Raw genomic sequence first — 18,204 nt, forward strand, 5'->3', positions numbered from 1 at the left:
CGTCCTCAGCCGCCGGACGTGCCGGCGGGCGCCGCCCCGGCGTCGGGACGCCAGGCCTCCCTCACCCGCAACGCCCGTGCCAGGTCGTCGAGTTGGTCGGCCAGCTTGCGGCGCAGCGCCGGGGTCGGTTCGGCGTCGCGCAGGCACTCCTCGCCCAGGAGCAGGGTGTCGGTGTCGACGGCGTGGAAGGGGAAGGCCCAAGTGCCGGTGGCCTCGGCCAGGGCGGGGCCCCGGCGCGCCGCCACGGCGACGGCGTCGTCGTAGTAGCGCGGGACGTACTGTCCTACCAGTTCGGCCTGTTCGGGCTGCCAGAAGCCCTGGGCGGTGGCCTTGAACAGGTAGTTGGACAGCTCGTCGTGGGCGAACATCGCCTCCCAGGCCGTCTGCTTGGCCTGCGGGTCGGGCAGGGCGGCGCGGCAGCGGGCGGCGCCCTCCTGGCCGGTGGCGCTCGGATCGCGTTCGAGTTCGGCGGCGATGGCGGCCTCGTCGGTGGCGCCGAGGACGGCGAGGCGGCCGAGGATGCGCCAGCGCAGCTCGGGATCGAGTTCGGGTCCGCCGGGGACGGTGCCGTCGGCGAGCCAGGCGGCGATGGTGTGGGGGTGGGCGGCGACGTCGATGAAGTGGCGTACGGCGAGCAGGCGCAGGCCGGGGTTGTCGCCGTCCTCGGTGCGGCGCAGCAGGTCGCGGCAGAGGGCGGAGAGGGTACTCAGGGCGGCGGGCCGCTCCTCGGGGGTGAGGTAGCGGTCGGCGATCTGGCGGGTGGCGAAGCCGAGGACGCCCTGGACGAGGGCGAGGTCGGTCTCGTGCGGGAGGTGGGCGCGGGCGGTCTCCAGGTAGGCGGTGGGGGGCAGTTCGGCGTCGCGGACGGTGTCCCTGAGGGCGTTCCACACCACGGCGCGGGTGAGGGGGTCGGGCAGGCCCGACAGTGCCTCGCGCACCGTCCGGAAGGACCGGGCATCGAAGCGGATCTTGGCGTAGGTGAGGTCGCCGTCGTTGAGCAGGAGCAGGGCGGGGCGCTTGCCGATGGGGTGTCCGTCGGGGTGCGGGACGTCGAGGTCGAGGCGTTCGCGCAGGGTGAGGCGGCCCTCGTCGCCGAGGTCCTGGTCGTAGAGGCCGACGGCGATGCGGTGCGGGCGGCTGCCGGTGTGCTCGACGGTGAGGGTGCACACACCGTTGTCGCCGGGGGTGACGCGTGGGGTGAGGGTGTCGACGCCGGTGGTGCGCAGCCAGGCCTCGGCCCAGGCGTGCACGTCGCGTTCGGTGGCGGAGGCGAGGGAGTCGATGAAGTCGGCGAGGGTGGCGTTGCCGAACCGATGCCGGGTGAAGTGCGTGTTGATGCCGGCGAGGAAGTCCTTCTCACCGAGCCAGGTGACGAGCTGGCGCAGGGCGGAGGCGCCCTTGGCGTAGGAGATGCCGTCGAAGTTGAGCAGGGCGGCGGCGGTGTCGAGGACGGCGTCGGGGGCGACGGGGTGGGTGGAGGGCCGCTGGTCGGCGTCGTAGCCCCAGCCCTTGCGGGCGACGCCGAACTCGGTCCAGGTGCCGCGGAAGCGGGTGGCCTCGGTGAGGGTCTGGTAGCCCATGTACTCGGCGAAGGACTCGTTCAGCCAGATGTCGTCCCACCACTTGAGGGTGACGAGGTCGCCGAACCACATGTGGGCCATCTCGTGGGCGACGACCATCGCCCGGGTCTGCCGCTCGGTGTCGGTGACGGCGGACCGGTAGACGAACTCGTCGCGGAAGGTGACCAGTCCGGGGTTCTCCATGGCGCCGGCGTTGAACTCCGGCACGAACGCCTGGTCGTAGGAGTCGAACGGGTACGGCTCGTCGAACTTCTCGTGGTAGCGGTCGAAGCACGCGCGGGTGACGTCGAGGATCTCGTCGGCGTCCGCGTCCAGGTGCGCCGCGAGGCTGCGCCGGCAGTGGATGCCGAAGGGCAGGCCGCGGTGTTCGGTCCGCACGGAGTGCCAGGGCCCGGCGGCGACGGCGACGAGGTAGGTGGAGATCGGCGGGGTCGGCGCGGCCCTCCACACGCCGTCGGTCTGCGTGGTGACGCCGTTGGCGAGGACCGTCCAGCCCTCGGGCGCCCTGACCGACACCTCGAACACGGCCTTAAGGTCGGGCTGGTCGAACGCGGCGAAGACGCGCTGGACGTCGTCGAGGAACAGCTGGGTGTAGACGTACGTCTCGCCGTCGGTGGGGTCGGTGAAGCGGTGCATGCCCTCGCCGGTGCGGGAGTAGCGCATGGCGGCCTCGACGCGCAGCTCGTGGTCGCCCGCGGTGAGGTTCTTCAGCGGCAGGCGGTTGCCGTCCAGGGTCTCGGGGTCGAGAGGCTGTCCGTCGAGGGTGACCGAACGCAGGTCGGCGGGCTTCAGCTCGACGAAGGTGTCCGCGTCCGTGCGCGCGGTGAACGCGATCACCGTGAGGGAGTCGAAGGTCTCGTCACCGGTGGTCAGGTCGAGCTCGATCGTGTAGTGCCGGACGTCGATGAGCTGGGCACGGGTCTGCGCTTCGTCGCGCGTCAGTACGGACATGGATCACATGCTGCCTGATGCCACCGGCGGCGGGACAGGGGCGGGTGGCTTCGTGCTGCTATGTGCGGTCCTGCGCCGGCGCCGGTCCGCGCCGGTCGCGCTGCACCGGCAGGCGCGCGCCCGGTTCCTCCGGCCGCGCCCGCGACTCGGTGAGGGCGCGCAGTTCGCGGACCTCGCGTTCCAGTGCCTGGTGGCGCCGGTGGGCGTCGTACAGGTAGCGGACCTTGGTGCGCAGCGCCCAGGGGTCTACGGGCTTCATGAGCAGGTCGGCGACGCCCAGTCCGAAGGCGGCGGAGGTCAGTTCGTGGTCCGGGCCGTAGCCGGTGAGCAGGACGACCGGGATGTGCTGGGTCTGCTCCAGGCGGCGGAGGTAGCGCACCACGTCCAGGCCGCTGACGCCGGGCATGCGCACATCGAGCAGCAGCAGGCCGATCTGGCCGCGGAGCACCTGTTTCAGGGCCTCGTCACCGCTGGTGGCGCGGCACAGGTCGTGGCCGAGGGGGGCCAGGGCGCTCTCCAGCGCGTACAGCGTGTCCTCGTGGTCGTCGACGATGAGGATCTTGGCTTCCGACCCCATGCCCGAACTCCCTCCGGCGTGGAAACCAGGGTATGCGAGGCACTGACGGGGAGTGGCCGCAGGTTGACGATCAGTGCACGCGGCCGGCTGTGCGCCGCCGGGCGCCGCGGGCGCGTGCCGGAGCCTGTTCGCCGAGGTCAGTCGGCTGTCGGCGCGGTGCCGTTCACGGTGTCCTCGGCGATCCGCTCGTGGTGCCTGATCACTTCGCCGATGATGAAATTGAGAAACTTTTCAGCGAATCCCGGATCGAGCTTGGCGCTCTCGGCGAGGGCGCGCAGCCGGTCGATCTGCCGTGCCTCGCGGGCCGGGTCGGCGGGCGGCAGCCGGTGCAGGGCCTTGAGCCGGCCGACCTGCTGGGTGCACTTGAACCGCTCGGCGAGCATGTGGACGACGGCCGCGTCGATGTTGTCGATGCTGTCGCGCAGCCGGGAGAGCTCCTCGCGGACGGCCGGGTCGACGTCACCGGGGGTGGTGTTGCTGGTGGTCATGGGCGCCCACCCTACGCGGCGGGCGCAGGGTGTCCGATGCCCGCGGATCCGGTGCCCCCCTGTCTCAGGAGCCGATCGCCTTGTGCAGGTACACGTCCTCGTGCCCGCCGGGAACTCCCGGCAGGCGCCCGGCCTCGCGGAAGCCGAGCCGGCGGTAGAGGTCGGGGGCCTGGAAGGTGTACGAGGAGACGATCATGTCGGTGCAGCCGCGCCGGACGGCCTCGTCCTCGGCGGCCCGCATCAGCCTGCTGCCCCATCCGGCGTGCCGATGGTCCGCCCGTACCCACAGCATCTCCACCCCGCACAGGCCGCCCCACACCCAGCCGGTCAGTCCGCCGAGCAGTTCGCCGTCGGCGGCGGTGACCCGGACGCTGAAGTCGTCGGGTTCGCCGGCGCCGGTCGCCGCCGTGTTGAACGCGGTCAGTTCGTCGTCGAGGCGCTGCTCCAGGTCGTCGTCCTTGCCGCCGACCTGGAGGGACGCGGCGCCGGGGTGCTGTTCGGTGCTCACGTCCGGGATTCTGCCGGTGACCGGCCCCGCCGACGACCGGATTCCCCGGCGACCGGGGGTGCCCCCGGCAGGAGGTGGCCGGAGACCGGCGAGAGCGACGGCACCGGCCGCCACGGCTCTCTTGGCCTTCACGGGGGTTGGGCGGCCGGCCAAGCCGAGCGAAAATCCGCTCTCCCCCTCGTACAGTGGAATCGGGTTCACGGCGTCTTGGGGGTACGGGCGTGGCGAACGACGGACCGGTCGAGCACGGCTACCCGCACCTGGAGACGGTGCGGGCCGCCATCACCGCGCTGTACAAGCGGCTGTCGTACGACACGATCCAGACGTTCGCGACCAGCGTGCTCCCGGCCGACGTGGCGTTCTGCGACACCGACGACCTCCATCTGGGCGCCCAGCGCGTGGCGAGGGAACTGGTCCGGCACTACCGGCTGCCGGACGCCCGCCTGATCGTCGGCTTCCGCGAGATGCACCACGCGGCGAACGTCGAACTCACCGCCGGGCCCGAGTACTTCGTGGAGCTGAACGACCGTTTCCGCACCCACCGCCGGGACATCGGCGCGGCGCTCGCGCACGAGATCATGCACGTCTATCTGCACCGCCTGGACCTGTCGTTCCCCGGTACGCGCGACAACGAGATCCTCACCGACACGGCGACGACGTATCTGGGCGCCGGCTGGCTGCTGCTCGACGCCTACCGGGAGGACGCGGCGTCCAGCCAGAAGCTCGGCTATCTGACTCCCGAGGAGTTCGGGTACGTCCTCGCCAAGCGCGCCCTGGTGTTCGGCGAGGACCCCTCGACGTGGTTCACCAGCCCGCAGGCGTACACGGCGTACGTGAAGGGCATGTCGCTGGCCCGCCACGACGAGCAGCAGCCGCCGCTCACCGCTGCGGGCTGGGCGGGCCGCCGCCGCTACGCCCGCGACCGCCGGCACGCCCAGAGCGACCACGTCCCGGTGAGCGCGCCGGGTGCGCCCTACGCCTTCTCCCCCGATGTCCGCGGCCCGCTGCGGGTGTCGTTCCCCTGCCCCACCTGTCATCAGCGGATCAGGGTGCCGGTGCGGGGACGGATGCGGGCGCGGTGCGCGCTGTGCCGGACGGTGCTGGAGTGCGACACCTAGTGCCGCGGCAACAACGTCTGCCCGGCAAGGAGCGGCGCCCGGTGCGTGCTCTGGGGGTCCCCCCGGCCGGAGGCTGGGGGGAGTGCCGGCCGGAGCCTGGGGGGAGTGCCGGCCGGAAGCCCTCGTACTGGATGTACGTGGGCTTCCGGCCGGTGCGGCGAGAGGGCGTGCCGGGCATCGCGACGGGGTGAACGTGCCTGTCGCGGCACCAGGGCCGCCGTGTGACGCGAGGATCGCCCCGCGGTGCGCGCGCCCACTGCTGCACGGCGCCGCGCCGACCAGGAGCCCCGCCGACGTGGCCGCCGCCGAGGTCGCGGCGTGCGAGGCGGCGCACGCCACGGCCCGGACGGCGCGTACGCCACGGCCCGGACGGCGCGTTCCCCACGGCCCGCGCGGCGCCGCAGTCGCACGGGGCGATCGGTCGCACGGCGGAGGACGATCCGTCCCTGTGGCTGAACCGAGGCGCGTGCCCCGTGCGGCGCCCGGGGCGGCCCGGGCGCGTGCCGGGACGTCGTCGTCAGTGCCCGCGCGTGATCTCCCGGTACTCCTCCGGGGTCGGCTTCGGGATGTGGCTGCCGGGCCCGAACATGGCCCGCGCCAGCCGCTCGCGCACCCGCTGGGAGACGGTGACGGGGCGCCGGACGCCGCCCGCGTCGACGCGCGGCCCGATCTCGTACGGCGGTGGCTGGTCGTGCTGGGTGAGGGTGTGCCGCTGGGCCTGCGTGAGGGGTGCGTGGACCTCGATGTACTCGCCGTGCGGCAGCCGTTTGATGGTGCCGGTCTCCCGGCCGTGCAGCACCTTGTCCCGGTCACGGCGTTGCAGGCCCAGACAGATCCGCTTGGTGACGACGAACGCCAGCACGGGCCCGAGGAAGAACGCGATCCGCACGAACCAGGTGATGGTGTTGATCGACAGATGCAGATAGGTGGCGACGATGTCGTTGCCGCCGCCGATCAGGCAGACCACGTAGAGCGTGAGCCAGGCGACGCCGAGGCCGGTGCGGACGGGGGCGTTGCGCGGCCGCTCCAGGATGTGGTGCTCGCGCCGGTCGCCGGTGATCCAGGCCTCGACGAACGGATAGACGCCGATGGCCGCCAGGATCAGCGGGAACAGCGCGAAGGGGATGAAGACGCCCAGGACGAGGGTGTGGCCCCCCAGGTCGATCTCCCATCCCGGCATCACCCGGATCAGGCCCTCGGAGAAGCCGAGGTACCAGTCCGGCTGGGCGCCGGTGGTGACGAGGTCGGCGCGGTACGGCCCGAAGGCCCATACGGGGTTGATCTGCGCGAGGCCGCCGATGATCGCGAGCACGCCGAAGACCAGGAAGAAGAAGCCGCCGGCCTTGGCCATGTAGACCGGCAGGAAGGGCATGCCGACCACGGACTTCTCGTCGCGGCCGGGGCCGGGGTACTGGGTGTGCTTGTGGTAGAAGACCAGGATCAGATGGGCCACCACGAGGCCCAGCATGATCCCGGGCAGCAGCAGGACATGGATCGGGAACAGCCGGGAGATGATGTCGTCGCCCGGGAACTCCCCGCCGAACAGGAAGAACGCCACGTACGTGCCCACGACGGGGATGGACAGGATGGCGCCCTGGGCGAAGCGGAGGCCGGTGCCGGAGAGCAGGTCGTCGGGGAGCGAGTAGCCGGTGAGGCCGGTGATGATGCCGAGCATCAGCAGGGTCCAGCCGAACACCCAGTTCAGCTCGCGGGGCTTGCGGTAGGCGCCGGTGAAGAACACCCGCATCATGTGCACGAGCATGCCGGCGACGAAGACCAGCGCCGCCCAGTGGTGGATCTGCCGGATGAGCAGTCCCCCGCGCACGTCGAAGCTGATCTCCAGGGTGGACTCGAACGCCCTGGTCATCACGATGCCGTTGAGCGGTGTGTACGACCCCTCGTAGACGACCTCGACGCTGCTGGGCTCGAAGAACAGCGTGAGGTAGACGCCGGTGAGGATCAGGACGGCGAAGCTGTACAGGCAGACCTCGCCCAGCATGAAGGACCAGTGGTCCGGAAAGACCTTGCGCATGTTGGCCTTGGCGAGCGAGTAGAGCCCGAGCCGGCCGTCCGCCCAGTCGGCCAGCCGCTCGCCCCGCCCGGGGGAACTCCTTCTCCCCGCGGCCGTGTTCACCGATCCCGCGCCGTCCATACGTCGCCGCCTTCCCCGTCGGATCATCCTCAGGGTGACACGGCGGAGCGCTCATGCCAAAGGTGTCGGCACGATCTCAGTCGGGCCGTACGATCCCCCGCTCCCGCGCGGCCGCCAGCCACTGGGGGAACTCGCCCACGAGACGGTCGTACAGCTCGGCGTCGGACACCCGCCGCGGGTCCTCACCGGCGTGGAAGAACCCGGCGTTGTCGACCGCCCGCCGGTCCGGCACCGGCAAGTCGTCGAGTCTGCGCAGGAAGTCGAACTGCCGGCTGCCCGGATCGCCGAAGCCGATGAACTGCCAGAACAGCGGCAGTTTCGACGCCTTGCAGAGGTACTTCTCGGCGGCGAGCTTGTTGATGGGCCCGCCGTCGGTCTGGAAGACGACGAGGGCCGGCTCCCGGGAGCCGCTGTCGAGGTAGTGGTCGATCACGGCGTCCATGGCCAGGTGGTAACTGGTCCTGCCCATGTGCCCGAGGCCGGCCACGATCCGCTCGATCCGCCCCTGGTGGTCGGCGAGCGCGATGTCGGTGACGGCGTCGATGTCCGTGGAGAAGAACACCACCGGCACCCTGCCGTCGTCGTCGAGGTGCGCGGACAGCCCCAGTACCCGGTCGGCGAGCGCCTGCACACTGCCGTCCTTGTAGTACGGCTTCATCGACCCGGAGTGGTCGACGACGAGGTACACGGCGGCCCGGTGCCCGTCCAGCCCGTGCTTGGCGAGCGAGACCCCGGCGCTCTTGTACAGGTTGACGAGCGCGGGCGCGGTCTGCTGGACCTTGGTGAGACTGATGGCTGCCACGCGGCGAGAGTACGGCACCGGCGGTCCGGCGTGATCCCCGTCGACCGGCCTCGCCCATGTCCCACGCCGCCGACCCCACCGGTGGGCCGGCACGAGCGACGGCGCCTGCCCAGTCGGTCCGGTCGGGGACTGTCGGGCAGGCGCCGTCAGCGTTCCGTACGCCTTTGTACGGGACGTCTGTCGAGTCGATCAGACCGCCAGCGCGCGGTCCGTCGGGCGGATCGGGGCCGGCAGGTCGCTGACGCCCGTGAGGAAGCGGTCGACCCCGCGGGCGGCCGAGCGGCCCTCCGCGATCGCCCACACGATGAGGGACTGGCCGCGGCCGGCGTCGCCGGCGACGAACACGCCCGGCACGTTGGTCTGGAAGTCGGCGTCGCGGGCGATGTTGCCCCGCTCGTCGAGGTCCAGGCCGAACTGCTCGACCAGGCCGTTGTCGCGGTCGGTGCCGGTGAAGCCCATCGCCAGCGTGACCAGCTGGGCGGGGATCTTCCGCTCGGTGCCCGGCTTCGGGGTCAGCCTGCCGTCGACGAACTCGACCTCGGTCAGGTGCAGCCACTGGACGTTGCCGTCCTCGTCGCCCTCGAAGTGGGTGGTGGACACGGAGTAGACCCGCTCGCCGCCCTCCTCGTGCGCGGACGTGACCTTGTAGAGCATCGGGAAGGTCGGCCAGGGCTGGCGCACCGCGTCCCGCTCGTCGTCCGGGCGGGGCATGATCTCCAGCTGGGTGACCGAGGCCGCGCCCTGGCGGTGGGCGGTGCCCACGCAGTCGGCGCCGGTGTCGCCGCCGCCGATGACGACGACGTGCTTGCCCTCGGCGGAGATCGGGGCGGTGACGTAGTCGCCCTCCTGGACCTTGTTGGCCAGCGGCAGGTACTCCATCGCCTGGTAGACGCCCTTGAGTTCACGGCCGGGGACCGGGAGGTCACGGGCGGTCGTGGCACCCGCGGCGATGACGACCGCGTCGTACCGCTTCTTCAGGTCCGTGGCCTTCAGGTCGCGGCCGATCTCGATGCCCGTGCGGAAGCGGGTGCCCTCCGCGCGCATCTGCTCGATACGGCGGTTGATGTGCCGCTTCTCCATCTTGAACTCGGGGATGCCGTAACGGAGGAGGCCTCCGACACGGTCCGCGCGCTCGTAGACGGCGACGGTGTGGCCGGCGCGGGTCAGCTGCTGGGCGGCCGCCAGGCCCGCCGGGCCCGAGCCGATCACCGCGACCGTCTTGCCGGACAGTCGCTCGGGGACCTGCGGGGCGACGTCCCCGGTCTCCCACGCCTTGTCGATGATCGAGACCTCGACGTTCTTGATGGTGACCGGCGGCTGGTTGATGCCGAGCACACACGCCGACTCGCACGGGGCGGGGCACAGGCGGCCCGTGAACTCCGGGAAGTTGTTCGTGGCGTGCAGGCGCTCGGACGCGGCGGCCCAGTCCTCGCGGTAGGCGTAGTCGTTCCACTCGGGGATCAGGTTCCCCAGCGGACAGCCGTTGTGGCAGAACGGGATGCCGCAGTCCATGCACCGGCCGGCCTGCTTGCTGATGATCGGCAGCAGGGAGCCGGGAACGTAGACCTCGTTCCAGTCCCTGACGCGCTCGTCGACCGGACGGGACCTGGCGACCTCGCGGCCGTGGTTCAAAAAGCCCTTCGGGTCAGCCATTGATCGCCGCCTCCATCATCTTCTCGGTGATCTCGGACTCGGAGAGACCGGCTCGCTCGGCGGCGTCCTTGGCGGCGAGCACTGCCTTGTACGTGCTGGGGATGATCTTGCTGAAGCGGTCGACCGCCGTGTCCCACTCGGCCAGGAGCTTCCCGGCGACGGTGGAGCCGGTCTCCTCCTGGTGGCGGCGCACCACGTCGTGCAGCCACTGCTTGTCGGTGTCGTCGAGCGCCTCGACGGAGTCCAGGTTGCCGACGTTGACGTTGTCGCGGTCGAGGTCGATGACGTAGGCGACACCGCCGGACATGCCGGCCGCGAAGTTGCGGCCCGTCTCGCCGAGCACCACCGCCTGGCCGCCGGTCATGTACTCGCAGCCGTGGTCGCCCACGCCCTCGGAGACGACCAGCGCGCCGGAGTTGCGGACGCAGAAGCGCTCGCCGACCTTGCCGCGCAGGAACATCTCGCCGCCGGTCGCGCCGTACGCGAGGGTGTTGCCCGCGATGACGCTGTACTCGGCGAGGTGGTCCGCACCCCGGTCCGGACGGACGATCACACGGCCGCCCGACAGTCCCTTGCCGACGTAGTCGTTGGCGTCGCCCTCCAGGCGCAGCGTGACGCCGCGCGGGACGAAGGCGCCGAAGGACTGGCCGGCGGAGCCGGTGAAGGTGATGTCGATGGTGTCGTCGGGCAGGCCCGCGCCGCCGAACTTCTTCGTCACCTCGTGGCCGAGCATGGTGCCGACCGTGCGGTTGATGTTGCGGATCGCGACCTGGGCGCGCACCGGCTGGGCGTCGGTGGCGGAATTCGCGGCCAGCGCGTCGGAGGCGAGGCGGATCAGCTCGTTGTCGAGCGCCTTCTCCAGGCCGTGGTCCTGGGCGACGAGCTGGTGTCGCACGGCGCCCTCGGGCAGGTCGGGCACGTGGAACAGCGGCTCCAGGTCCAGGCCCTGCGCCTTCCAGTGGTCGACGGCCCGCGTGACGTCGAGGGCCTCGGCGTGGCCGACGGCCTCCTCGATGGAGCGGAAGCCCAGCTCGGCCAGCAGCTCGCGGACCTCCTCGGCGATGAACCGGAAGAAGTTCACCACGTACTCGGCCTTGCCGGTGAACCGGTCCCGCAGGGTCGGGTTCTGGGTGGCGATGCCGACCGGGCAGGTGTCCAGGTGGCAGACGCGCATCATGACGCAGCCGGAGACGACGAGCGGCGCGGTCGCGAAGCCGAACTCCTCGGCCCCGAGCAGCGCGGCGATGACGACGTCACGGCCGGTCTTCAGCTGGCCGTCGGTCTGCACGACGATCCGGTCGCGCAGGCCGTTGAGCAGCAGGGTCTGCTGGGTCTCGGCGAGGCCCAGCTCCCAGGGGCCGCCCGCGTGCTTCAGCGAGGTGAGCGGGGAGGCGCCGGTGCCGCCGTCGTGGCCGGAGATCAGCACCACGTCCGCGTGCGCCTTGGACACCCCCGCGGCGACCGTGCCGACGCCGACCTCGGAGACCAGCTTGACGTGGATGCGCGCCTGGGGGTTGGCGTTCTTCAGGTCGTGGATCAGCTGGGCCAGGTCCTCGATGGAGTAGATGTCGTGGTGCGGCGGCGGGGAGATCAGGCCCACGCCGGGCGTCGAGTGACGCGTCTTGGCGACCCACGGGTAGACCTTGTGGCCGGGCAGCTGGCCGCCCTCGCCGGGCTTGGCGCCCTGGGCCATCTTGATCTGGATGTCGTCGGAGTTGACCAGGTACTCGCTGGTCACACCGAAGCGGCCGGAGGCGACCTGCTTGATGGACGAGCGGCGCACCGGGTCGTACAGGCGCTCCGGGTCCTCGCCGCCCTCACCGGTGTTGGACTTGCCGCCCAGCTGGTTCATGGCGATGGCGAGGGTCTCGTGCGCCTCCTTGGAGATGGAGCCGTACGACATGGCGCCCGTGGAGAAGCGCTTGACGATCTCGGAGACCGGCTCGACCTCCTCGACGGGGATCGGCTGCCGGTCGGACTTGAAGCCGAACAGGCCGCGCAGCGTCATCAGGCGCTCGGACTGCTCGTTCACGCGCTCGGTGTACTTCTTGAAGATGTCGTAGCGGCCGGAGCGCGTGGAGTGCTGGAGGCGGAAGACCGTCTCCGGGTCGAACAGGTGCGGCTCGCCCTCGCGGCGCCACTGGTACTCGCCGCCGATGTCCAGCGCGCGGTGCGCCGGGGCGATGCCGGAGGCCGGGTAGGCCTTGGCGTGGCGGGCGGCGACCTCCTGGGCGATGACGTCGATGCCGACGCCGCCGATCTTGGTGGCGGTGCCGTTGAAGTACTTCTCCACGAAGGCCTCGTCGAGACCGACGGCCTCGAAGACCTGGGCGCCGCGGTAGGAGGCGACGGTGGAGATGCCCATCTTGGACATGACCTTCAGCACGCCCTTGCCGAGCGCGTAGATCAGGTTGCGGATGGCCTTCTCGGGCTCGATGCCGGGCAGGAAGGTGCCCGCGCGGACCAGGTCCTCGACGGACTCCATCGCCAGGTACGGGTTGACGGCGGCGGCGCCGTAGCCGATGAGCAGGGCGACGTGGTGGACCTCGCGGACGTCACCGGCCTCGACCAGCAGGCCCACGTGGGTGCGCTGCTTGGTGCGGATGAGGTGGTGGTGGACGGCCGCGGTGAGCAGCAGCGACGGGATCGGCGCGTGCTCGGCGTCCGAGTGCCGGTCGGAGAGCACGATCAGCCGGGCGCCGTTGTCGATCGCGGCGTCGGCCTCGGCGCAGATCTCCTCGATACGCGCGGCGAGGGCGTCGCCGCCGCCGCCGACCCGGTAGAGGCCGGACAGCGTGGCGGCCTTCATGCCGGGCATGTCGCCGTCGGCGTTGATGTGGATGAGCTTGGCCAGTTCGTCGTTGTCGATCACCGGGAAGGGCAGCACGACGCTCCGGCAGGACGCGGCCGTGGGCTCCAGCAGGTTGCCCTGCGGGCCCAGCGAGCTGCGCAGCGACGTGACCAGCTCCTCGCGGATCGCGTCCAGCGGCGGGTTGGTGACCTGCGCGAACAGCTGGGTGAAGTAGTCGAAGAGCAGCCGCGGGCGCTCGGAGAGGGCCGCGATCGGCGAGTCGGTGCCCATGGAGCCGATCGGCTCGGCGCCGGCCTTGGCCATCGGCGCCAGGATGACGCGCAGCTCCTCCTCGGTGTAGCCGAAGGTCTGCTGGCGGCGGGTGACCGAGGCGTGCGTGTGCACGATGTGCTCGCGCTCGGGCAGGTCGCCCAGCTCGATCTCACCGGCGTCCAGCCACTCGGCGTAGGGGTGCTCGGCGGCGAGGGTCGCCTTGATCTCGTCGTCCTCGATGATCCGGTGCTCGGCGGTGTCGACGAGGAACATGCGGCCGGGCTGGAGGCGGCCCTTGCGGACGACCTTCGCGGGGTCGATGTCGAGGACGCCGACCTCGGAGCCGAGGACGACGAGGCCGTCGTCGGTGACCCAGTACCGGCCGGGGCGCAGGCCGTTGCGGTCGAGGACGGCGCCGACCTGGGTGCCGTCGGTGAAGGTGACGCAGGCGGGACCGTCCCAAGGCTCCATCATCGTGGAGTGGAACTGGTAGAAGGCGCGCCGGGCCGGGTCCATGGAGTCGTGGTTCTCCCACGCCTCCGGGATCATCATCAGCACGGAGTGCGGGAGCGAACGGCCGCCGAGGTGCAGCAGTTCGAGCACCTCGTCGAAGGACGCCGAGTCGGAGGCGTCCGGGGTGCAGACCGGGAAGATCCGCTCCAGCTTCTCCTGGGAGCCGAACAGCTCGCTGTGGAGCTGCGACTCACGGGCGCGCATCCAGTTGCGGTTGCCCTTGACGGTGTTGATCTCACCGTTGTGCGCGACGAAGCGGTACGGGTGCGCCAGCGGCCACGACGGGAACGTGTTGGTGGAGAACCGGGAGTGCACGAGCGCGATCGCGGAGGCGAACCGGCGGTCGGACAGGTCCGGGAAGAACGGCTCCAGCTGGCCCGTGGTCAGCATGCCCTTGTAGACGATCGTCCGCGCGGACAGCGACGGGAAGTAGACACCGGCCTCGCGCTCGGCGCGCTTGCGCAGCAGGAAGGCCTTGCGGTCGAGGGCGATGCCCGTCGCGGGCGTCTCGCCGCCGTCGGCGACGAAGATCTGCCGGAAGGCGGGCATCGTGGAGCGCGCGGTGGCGCCGAGCAGCTCGGGGGCGACGGGCACCTCGCGCCAGCCCAGGACGGTGAGGCCCTCCTCGGCCGCGATCGCCTCGATCTGCGAGACGGCCTCGTCGGTGCCGTCCAGCGGCAGGAAGGCGATGCCGACGGCGTAACCAGCGGCCTGCGGTAGAGCGAATCCGGCCACCTCACGGAAGAAGGCGTCCGGCACCTGGGCGAGGATGCCCGCGCCGTCTCCGGAGTCCGGCTCGGAGCCGGTGGCCCCGCGGTGCTCCAGGTTCCGCAGCACCGTGAGCGCCTGCTCGACCAGCGCATGGCTCGCCTCGCCGGTGAGGGTGGCCACGAAGCCGACGCCGCAGGCGTCGTGCTCGTTGCGGGGGTCGTACATACCCTGCGCAGCAGGGCGAGCATCCATGAACGACCAGTTCTGGCCATTCGTGGGCTGCTGGGACGGCTGGCGCGGAGTACGCATCGGCTCTCCCGTCGTCAAGTGGCATGTGCATGTGCATGTGCCGAGGGACGACGCTGGCCCTCTGCGTGAGCTCAAAATTTCGTGCAGGTTACATGATGGAGCGGTTCTCGGGAACCGGATAGTCCGTTCCAACATGCGGACTTCGCGCGGGGTGACGCAGCGAAGGCACCGCGACTCGGCGGCAAGGATCTGTGGGGGCCGGGGCGGACAGATCGATGTCCGGCGGCCCGGTAGAGGCGAGCAGCGTCGCTCGCCCCGCGAGTGCGCCGGAGGCCTCATTGCCCACAGCGCTTACGGCTCATGCCCGGCGGTCGCGGTCTCGAAACCAGCACGTAACGGCTACTTATGCGGCCCAACGCATAAGTCCGGGCGCACCTATCCTACGGCCGTTCCGAACAGGCTGCCCAGGGCGTACGTCACACCGGCCGCCGCGCCGCCGAGCGCCAGCTGCCTGAGCCCGCTGTACCACCAGGTCCGCGCGGTCACCCTGGCCACCACGGCACCGCATCCGAACAGTCCGAGCAGCGCGAGCAGCACCGCCGGCCACAGCGCGGTCGCGCCGAGCAGATACGGCAGTACGGGAAGCAGGGCGCCCAGCGCGAAGGAGCCGAAGCTCGACACCGCGGCGACCAGCGGTGACGGCAGGTCCCGGGGGTCGACGCCCAGTTCCTCGCGGGCGTGGATCTCCAGCGCCTGCTCGGGATCGCTGGACAGCTGCCGGGCCACTTCACGGGCCAGGCCCGGCTCGACACCTCGGCTCTCGTAGAGCCGGGCGAGCTCGGCCTCCTCGTCCTGGGGATGCTTGCGCAGCTCGCGCCGCTCGACGTCCAGCTCGGCCTCGACCAGCTCGCGCTGCGAGGCCACCGAGGTGTACTCACCGGCGGCCATGGAGAAGGCACCGGCGGCGAGGCCCGCGAGCCCGGTCAGGACGATGGTCTGCTGACTGACCGCGCCACCCGCGACACCGGTCATCAGTGCGAGGTTCGAGACCAGCCCGTCCATCGCGCCGAAGACGGCCGGGCGCAGCCAGCCGCCGTTCACATCCCGGTGCGTGTGGTTGTCGCGGTGCGCCTCGTGCAGCGCCGCCTCGGTCTCGATGATGGCCATACCTGTCCCCCCATGAGGCTTATTTGGATGAGGTCTACTTTTCGACAGCGACCAGACTACGTCGCGCATTCCTCCCCCGCCAGCAAGGAAAGGCTGGGCTAACCTGCGGTTTTACCGTTTTTCGCTCATCCGCATACGAGACCGCTCATATGTCGACCGGGTGACGCTGAGGCTCCCGAGGCTGCGCCGCGCACCGCACCGGGGACAGTTCCGCAAAGGGTTCCGCGCCTTGAGAGGTTCCTTGAGCGCAAGGCACCGAGGCGCTTCTGCGAGAGCCCCGTAAGGAGAGGCCGCGATGCCATCGATCGCCCGCGTTCCCTCGGTCCCGGCCCCCGGTGACGCCGCCGACCTCCGCGCCCGGGCCCGCGGCGCCCTGCTCGGCCTCGCCGTCGGCGACGCCCTGGGCGCCCCCGCCGAGAACATGAAGCCGTCCGAGATCCGCGCCCGCTGGGGCCGCGTCACCGGTTACGTCACCGACCGCCCCTCGGGCACGGACGACACCGAGTACGCGATCTTCTCGGGTCTGCTGCTCGCCCGGCACGGCTCCGCCCTCACTCCCGCCCGTGTGGAGGCCGCCTGGCACACCTGGATCGCGGACCGTGCCGAGGGTCAGTTCCGGGGCGCGGGCTTCAGCGAGCGGGGCACCCTGGAGAACCTCCGCCGCGGCCTCGCCGCCCCGATCTCCGCCCAGCACCGCCACGCCTGGAGCGACGGCCTCGCCATGCGCGCCGCGCCCTTCGGGGTGTTCGCCGCGGGCCGCCCCGCCGAGGCGGCGCGCCTGGTCGCGATCGACGGCTCGGTCAGCCACGACGGCGAAGGCATCTACGGCGGCCAGGCGGTCGCGGCCGGGGTGGCGGCGGCCATGGCGGGCGCCCCGGCCACCGCCGTGGTCGCCTCCGCCCTGGCCGTCGTGCCGGACGACTCCTGGACCGCCCGTTCCCTGCGCCGCGCCGTCGCCGTCGCCCACCGCGGCGAACGCGCGGTGCGCTCCGCCGTGGTCATCGGCGGCTACCCGTGGACCGACCTGGCGCCCGAGGCGGTCGCCCTGGCCTTCGGCGCGTACGCCGCGGCCGACGGCGACTTCAAGGACGCGGTGCTCACGGCCGTCAACATGGGCCGCGACGCCGACACGACCGCCGCCGTCGCGGGCGCCCTGGCGGGCGCGACGCAGGGCGAGTCCGCGATTCCGCAGGAGTGGGCGGCGGCGATCGGCCCGGCACGGGGCAGCTGTCTGCCGTCGATGGCCGGCCACCACGTCCTGGAGGTGGCGGACCTGCTGACACCGGAGGACGACCGGCCGCGGCGCGCCGGGGCCGTGGCACCGGGCGAGGCGATCCGATGACGCCCCCCGCCCCGTGGGACGAGACGAGCCCCATGACCCTGGACGTCACCCCGACCCCCCTCCGGTCCGACCCCCCACACACCACACCCGCGGCCGCCGACGGCGGGCACCCCCCACAGGGGCCACACGAAAGCCGCACGGGTGGTGCGGGCGGGACCCACACGGCCGAAGGCGAAGCCGAGGCCACCGAACAGCGCACCGGCACCCGCCCCCGCACCCGCCCCGTCGAAGGCCTCCTCCTGGGCCTCGCCGCAGGCGACGCCGCCGGCTGGCCCGCCGCCCGCCACCGGGCCGCCCGCATGCCCGAGTGGACCCGCCGCCTCACCCGCGAACTCGACACCTTCGCCGAGCACAACGCGACGACCACCCTCCCCGTCCCCATCGCCCTCAACCAGCCCCCAGAGCCCCTCCGCCTCGGCCCCTCCGACGACGCCGAGTGGGCGGCGTTCGCCGCGGAGGCGCTCCTGCGCGCCGGCGACGACACCGCCCTCGGCGATCTCAGCCGGGAACGCCGGGTACGCGCCGCCATCGACCTCACCTGGAACGCCGTCGCCGGCGAGGTCGCGGCGGCAGCCGAACGCGCCCCCGAGGTCGAGTCCGCCGTACTCCCCCTGCGCGCCCGCATCTCCGTCCGGGCCGGCCTCGGCAACCTCGCCGCCGGCCTGCGCCCGCCCGCCACCGGCCACGACAACCCGCACTACTTCGACGACGCGGCCTGCGTCCGGGCGTGCGTGCTGGCCGTGGCCCACCCCGGCGACCCCGCGCTCGCCGCGTCGCTCGCCGAGTTCGACGCCCGCTACACCCAGGACGGCGACGGCGTGCACGGCGCCCGCGCGATGGCCGCCGCCGTCTGTCTCGCCCTCGCCGGCGCGGATCCGCACGCCTGCGTGACGGCGGCGCTCGCCGAACTGCCCGAGGAGACGGAGATCGGCCGCAACGCGCGGCACGCCCTGACGCTCGCGGCGGACGCCGTCAGCGCCTTCGCGCTGATCCCCCTCCTGGAACACCAGATCGTGGACCACGTCTACAGCTACGGCATCGCCGCCGCCGAGACGGTCCCGGTGGCCCTCGCCCTGACCCTCGCCTCCCACGGCAGGATCGCGGAGGCGGTCCCCGCGGCGGCCTGCCTCTCCCGCGTCGCGGACTCGGCCCCGGCCCTCGTGGGCGCCCTCACCGGCGCGCTCGGCGGCGGCGCGTCGATCCCGGCGTCCTGGCGCGACACCTGCCGCCACCTCTCCGGCTGCGCACTGCCCCGCCTCACCGGCACCGACCTCGTGGAACTCGCCGAACTCCTGGAAGCCGCACAACCGGCCCCGCCAGGGGGATGAT

12 protein-coding genes are annotated in these 18,204 nt (G+C 71.9%); 3 read left to right on the plus strand and 9 right to left on the minus strand.

Annotation, left to right across the window (positions count from 1 at the left end):
• Positions 1-5: 5 nt before the first annotated feature.
• The 4 genes from pepN to IPT68_RS09450 all read right to left on the minus strand — a co-directional run bounded on the left by pepN (position 6) and on the right by IPT68_RS09450 (position 4,104).
• On the minus strand, positions 6-2,531 hold the full coding sequence (gene pepN / locus IPT68_RS09435) for an aminopeptidase N (protein ID WP_189698926.1): 2,526 nt from the start codon (positions 2,529-2,531) through the stop codon (positions 6-8).
• 58 nt (positions 2,532-2,589) lie between these two features.
• Positions 2,590-3,108: a response regulator gene (locus tag IPT68_RS09440; protein WP_189698927.1), complete on the minus strand. Its 519-nt coding sequence runs from the start codon at positions 3,106-3,108 to the stop codon at positions 2,590-2,592.
• A 137-nt stretch (positions 3,109-3,245) separates the two neighbouring features.
• Positions 3,246-3,596 carry a chorismate mutase gene (locus IPT68_RS09445; RefSeq protein WP_189698928.1) on the minus strand — a complete coding sequence of 117 codons (351 nt, stop codon included), beginning with the start codon at positions 3,594-3,596 and terminating at the stop codon, positions 3,246-3,248.
• 64 nt (positions 3,597-3,660) lie between these two features.
• Positions 3,661-4,104, minus strand: a complete 444-nt coding sequence (locus IPT68_RS09450; protein ID WP_189698929.1) for a GNAT family N-acetyltransferase — start codon at positions 4,102-4,104, stop codon at positions 3,661-3,663.
• Between the two features lie 221 nt (positions 4,105-4,325).
• On the opposite strand from IPT68_RS09450, the gene IPT68_RS09455 reads away from it, so the two are divergent.
• A complete protein-coding gene (locus tag IPT68_RS09455) occupies positions 4,326-5,222 on the plus strand; it encodes a hypothetical protein (RefSeq protein WP_189698930.1) in 897 nt (298 codons plus the stop codon).
• Between the two features lie 517 nt (positions 5,223-5,739).
• On the opposite strand, the gene qcrB is transcribed toward IPT68_RS09455, so the two are convergent.
• From qcrB to IPT68_RS09480, 5 genes are all read right to left on the minus strand, one after another.
• Positions 5,740-7,374 carry a cytochrome bc1 complex cytochrome b subunit gene (gene qcrB, locus IPT68_RS09460; protein ID WP_189698931.1) on the minus strand — a complete coding sequence of 545 codons (1,635 nt, stop codon included), beginning with the start codon at positions 7,372-7,374 and terminating at the stop codon, positions 5,740-5,742.
• A 76-nt stretch (positions 7,375-7,450) separates the two neighbouring features.
• On the minus strand, positions 7,451-8,176 hold the full coding sequence (locus IPT68_RS09465) for a vWA domain-containing protein (protein WP_189698932.1): 726 nt from the start codon (positions 8,174-8,176) through the stop codon (positions 7,451-7,453).
• 189 nt (positions 8,177-8,365) lie between these two features.
• The gene (locus IPT68_RS09470) at positions 8,366-9,829 is read right to left on the minus strand and encodes a glutamate synthase subunit beta (protein WP_189698933.1); all 1,464 of its coding nucleotides are present in this window, start codon (positions 9,827-9,829) and stop codon (positions 8,366-8,368) included.
• A complete protein-coding gene (gltB, locus tag IPT68_RS09475) occupies positions 9,822-14,426 on the minus strand; it encodes a glutamate synthase large subunit (protein WP_189698934.1) in 4,605 nt (1,534 codons plus the stop codon). The genes IPT68_RS09470 and gltB overlap by 8 nt, the downstream gene beginning before the upstream one ends.
• A 375-nt stretch (positions 14,427-14,801) precedes the next feature.
• Positions 14,802-15,533: a VIT1/CCC1 transporter family protein gene (locus tag IPT68_RS09480; protein WP_189698935.1), complete on the minus strand. Its 732-nt coding sequence runs from the start codon at positions 15,531-15,533 to the stop codon at positions 14,802-14,804.
• Between the two features lie 295 nt (positions 15,534-15,828).
• Here IPT68_RS09480 and IPT68_RS09485 point away from each other — a divergent pair, with 295 nt between their 5' ends.
• Together IPT68_RS09485 and IPT68_RS09490 are read left to right on the plus strand one after the other, a co-directional pair.
• A complete protein-coding gene (locus tag IPT68_RS09485) occupies positions 15,829-16,875 on the plus strand; it encodes an ADP-ribosylglycohydrolase family protein (protein ID WP_194074069.1) in 1,047 nt (348 codons plus the stop codon).
• The gene (locus IPT68_RS09490) at positions 16,872-18,203 is read left to right on the plus strand and encodes an ADP-ribosylglycohydrolase family protein (protein WP_189698937.1); all 1,332 of its coding nucleotides are present in this window, start codon (positions 16,872-16,874) and stop codon (positions 18,201-18,203) included. Before IPT68_RS09485 ends, IPT68_RS09490 begins: the two co-directional genes overlap by 4 nt.
• The last annotated feature ends 1 nt before the right edge of the window (position 18,204 follow it).

Source organism: Streptomyces chromofuscus, assembly GCF_015160875.1.
GTDB lineage: Bacteria > Actinomycetota > Actinomycetes > Streptomycetales > Streptomycetaceae > Streptomyces > Streptomyces chromofuscus.

Coding starts and splice junctions, on each gene's coding strand:
- IPT68_RS09440 (WP_189698927.1), bottom strand. CDS start 3,108: ATGGGGTCGGAAGCCAAGATCCTCATCGTCGACGACCACGAGGACACG.
- IPT68_RS09445 (WP_189698928.1), bottom strand. CDS start 3,596: ATGACCACCAGCAACACCACCCCCGGTGACGTCGACCCGGCCGTCCGC.
- IPT68_RS09490 (WP_189698937.1), top strand. CDS start 16,872: ATGACGCCCCCCGCCCCGTGGGACGAGACGAGCCCCATGACCCTGGAC.
- qcrB (WP_189698931.1), bottom strand. CDS start 7,374: ATGGACGGCGCGGGATCGGTGAACACGGCCGCGGGGAGAAGGAGTTCC.
- IPT68_RS09470 (WP_189698933.1), bottom strand. CDS start 9,829: ATGGCTGACCCGAAGGGCTTTTTGAACCACGGCCGCGAGGTCGCCAGG.
- IPT68_RS09485 (WP_194074069.1), top strand. CDS start 15,829: ATGCCATCGATCGCCCGCGTTCCCTCGGTCCCGGCCCCCGGTGACGCC.
- pepN (WP_189698926.1), bottom strand. CDS start 2,531: ATGTCCGTACTGACGCGCGACGAAGCGCAGACCCGTGCCCAGCTCATC.
- IPT68_RS09480 (WP_189698935.1), bottom strand. CDS start 15,533: ATGGCCATCATCGAGACCGAGGCGGCGCTGCACGAGGCGCACCGCGAC.
- gltB (WP_189698934.1), bottom strand. CDS start 14,426: ATGCGTACTCCGCGCCAGCCGTCCCAGCAGCCCACGAATGGCCAGAAC.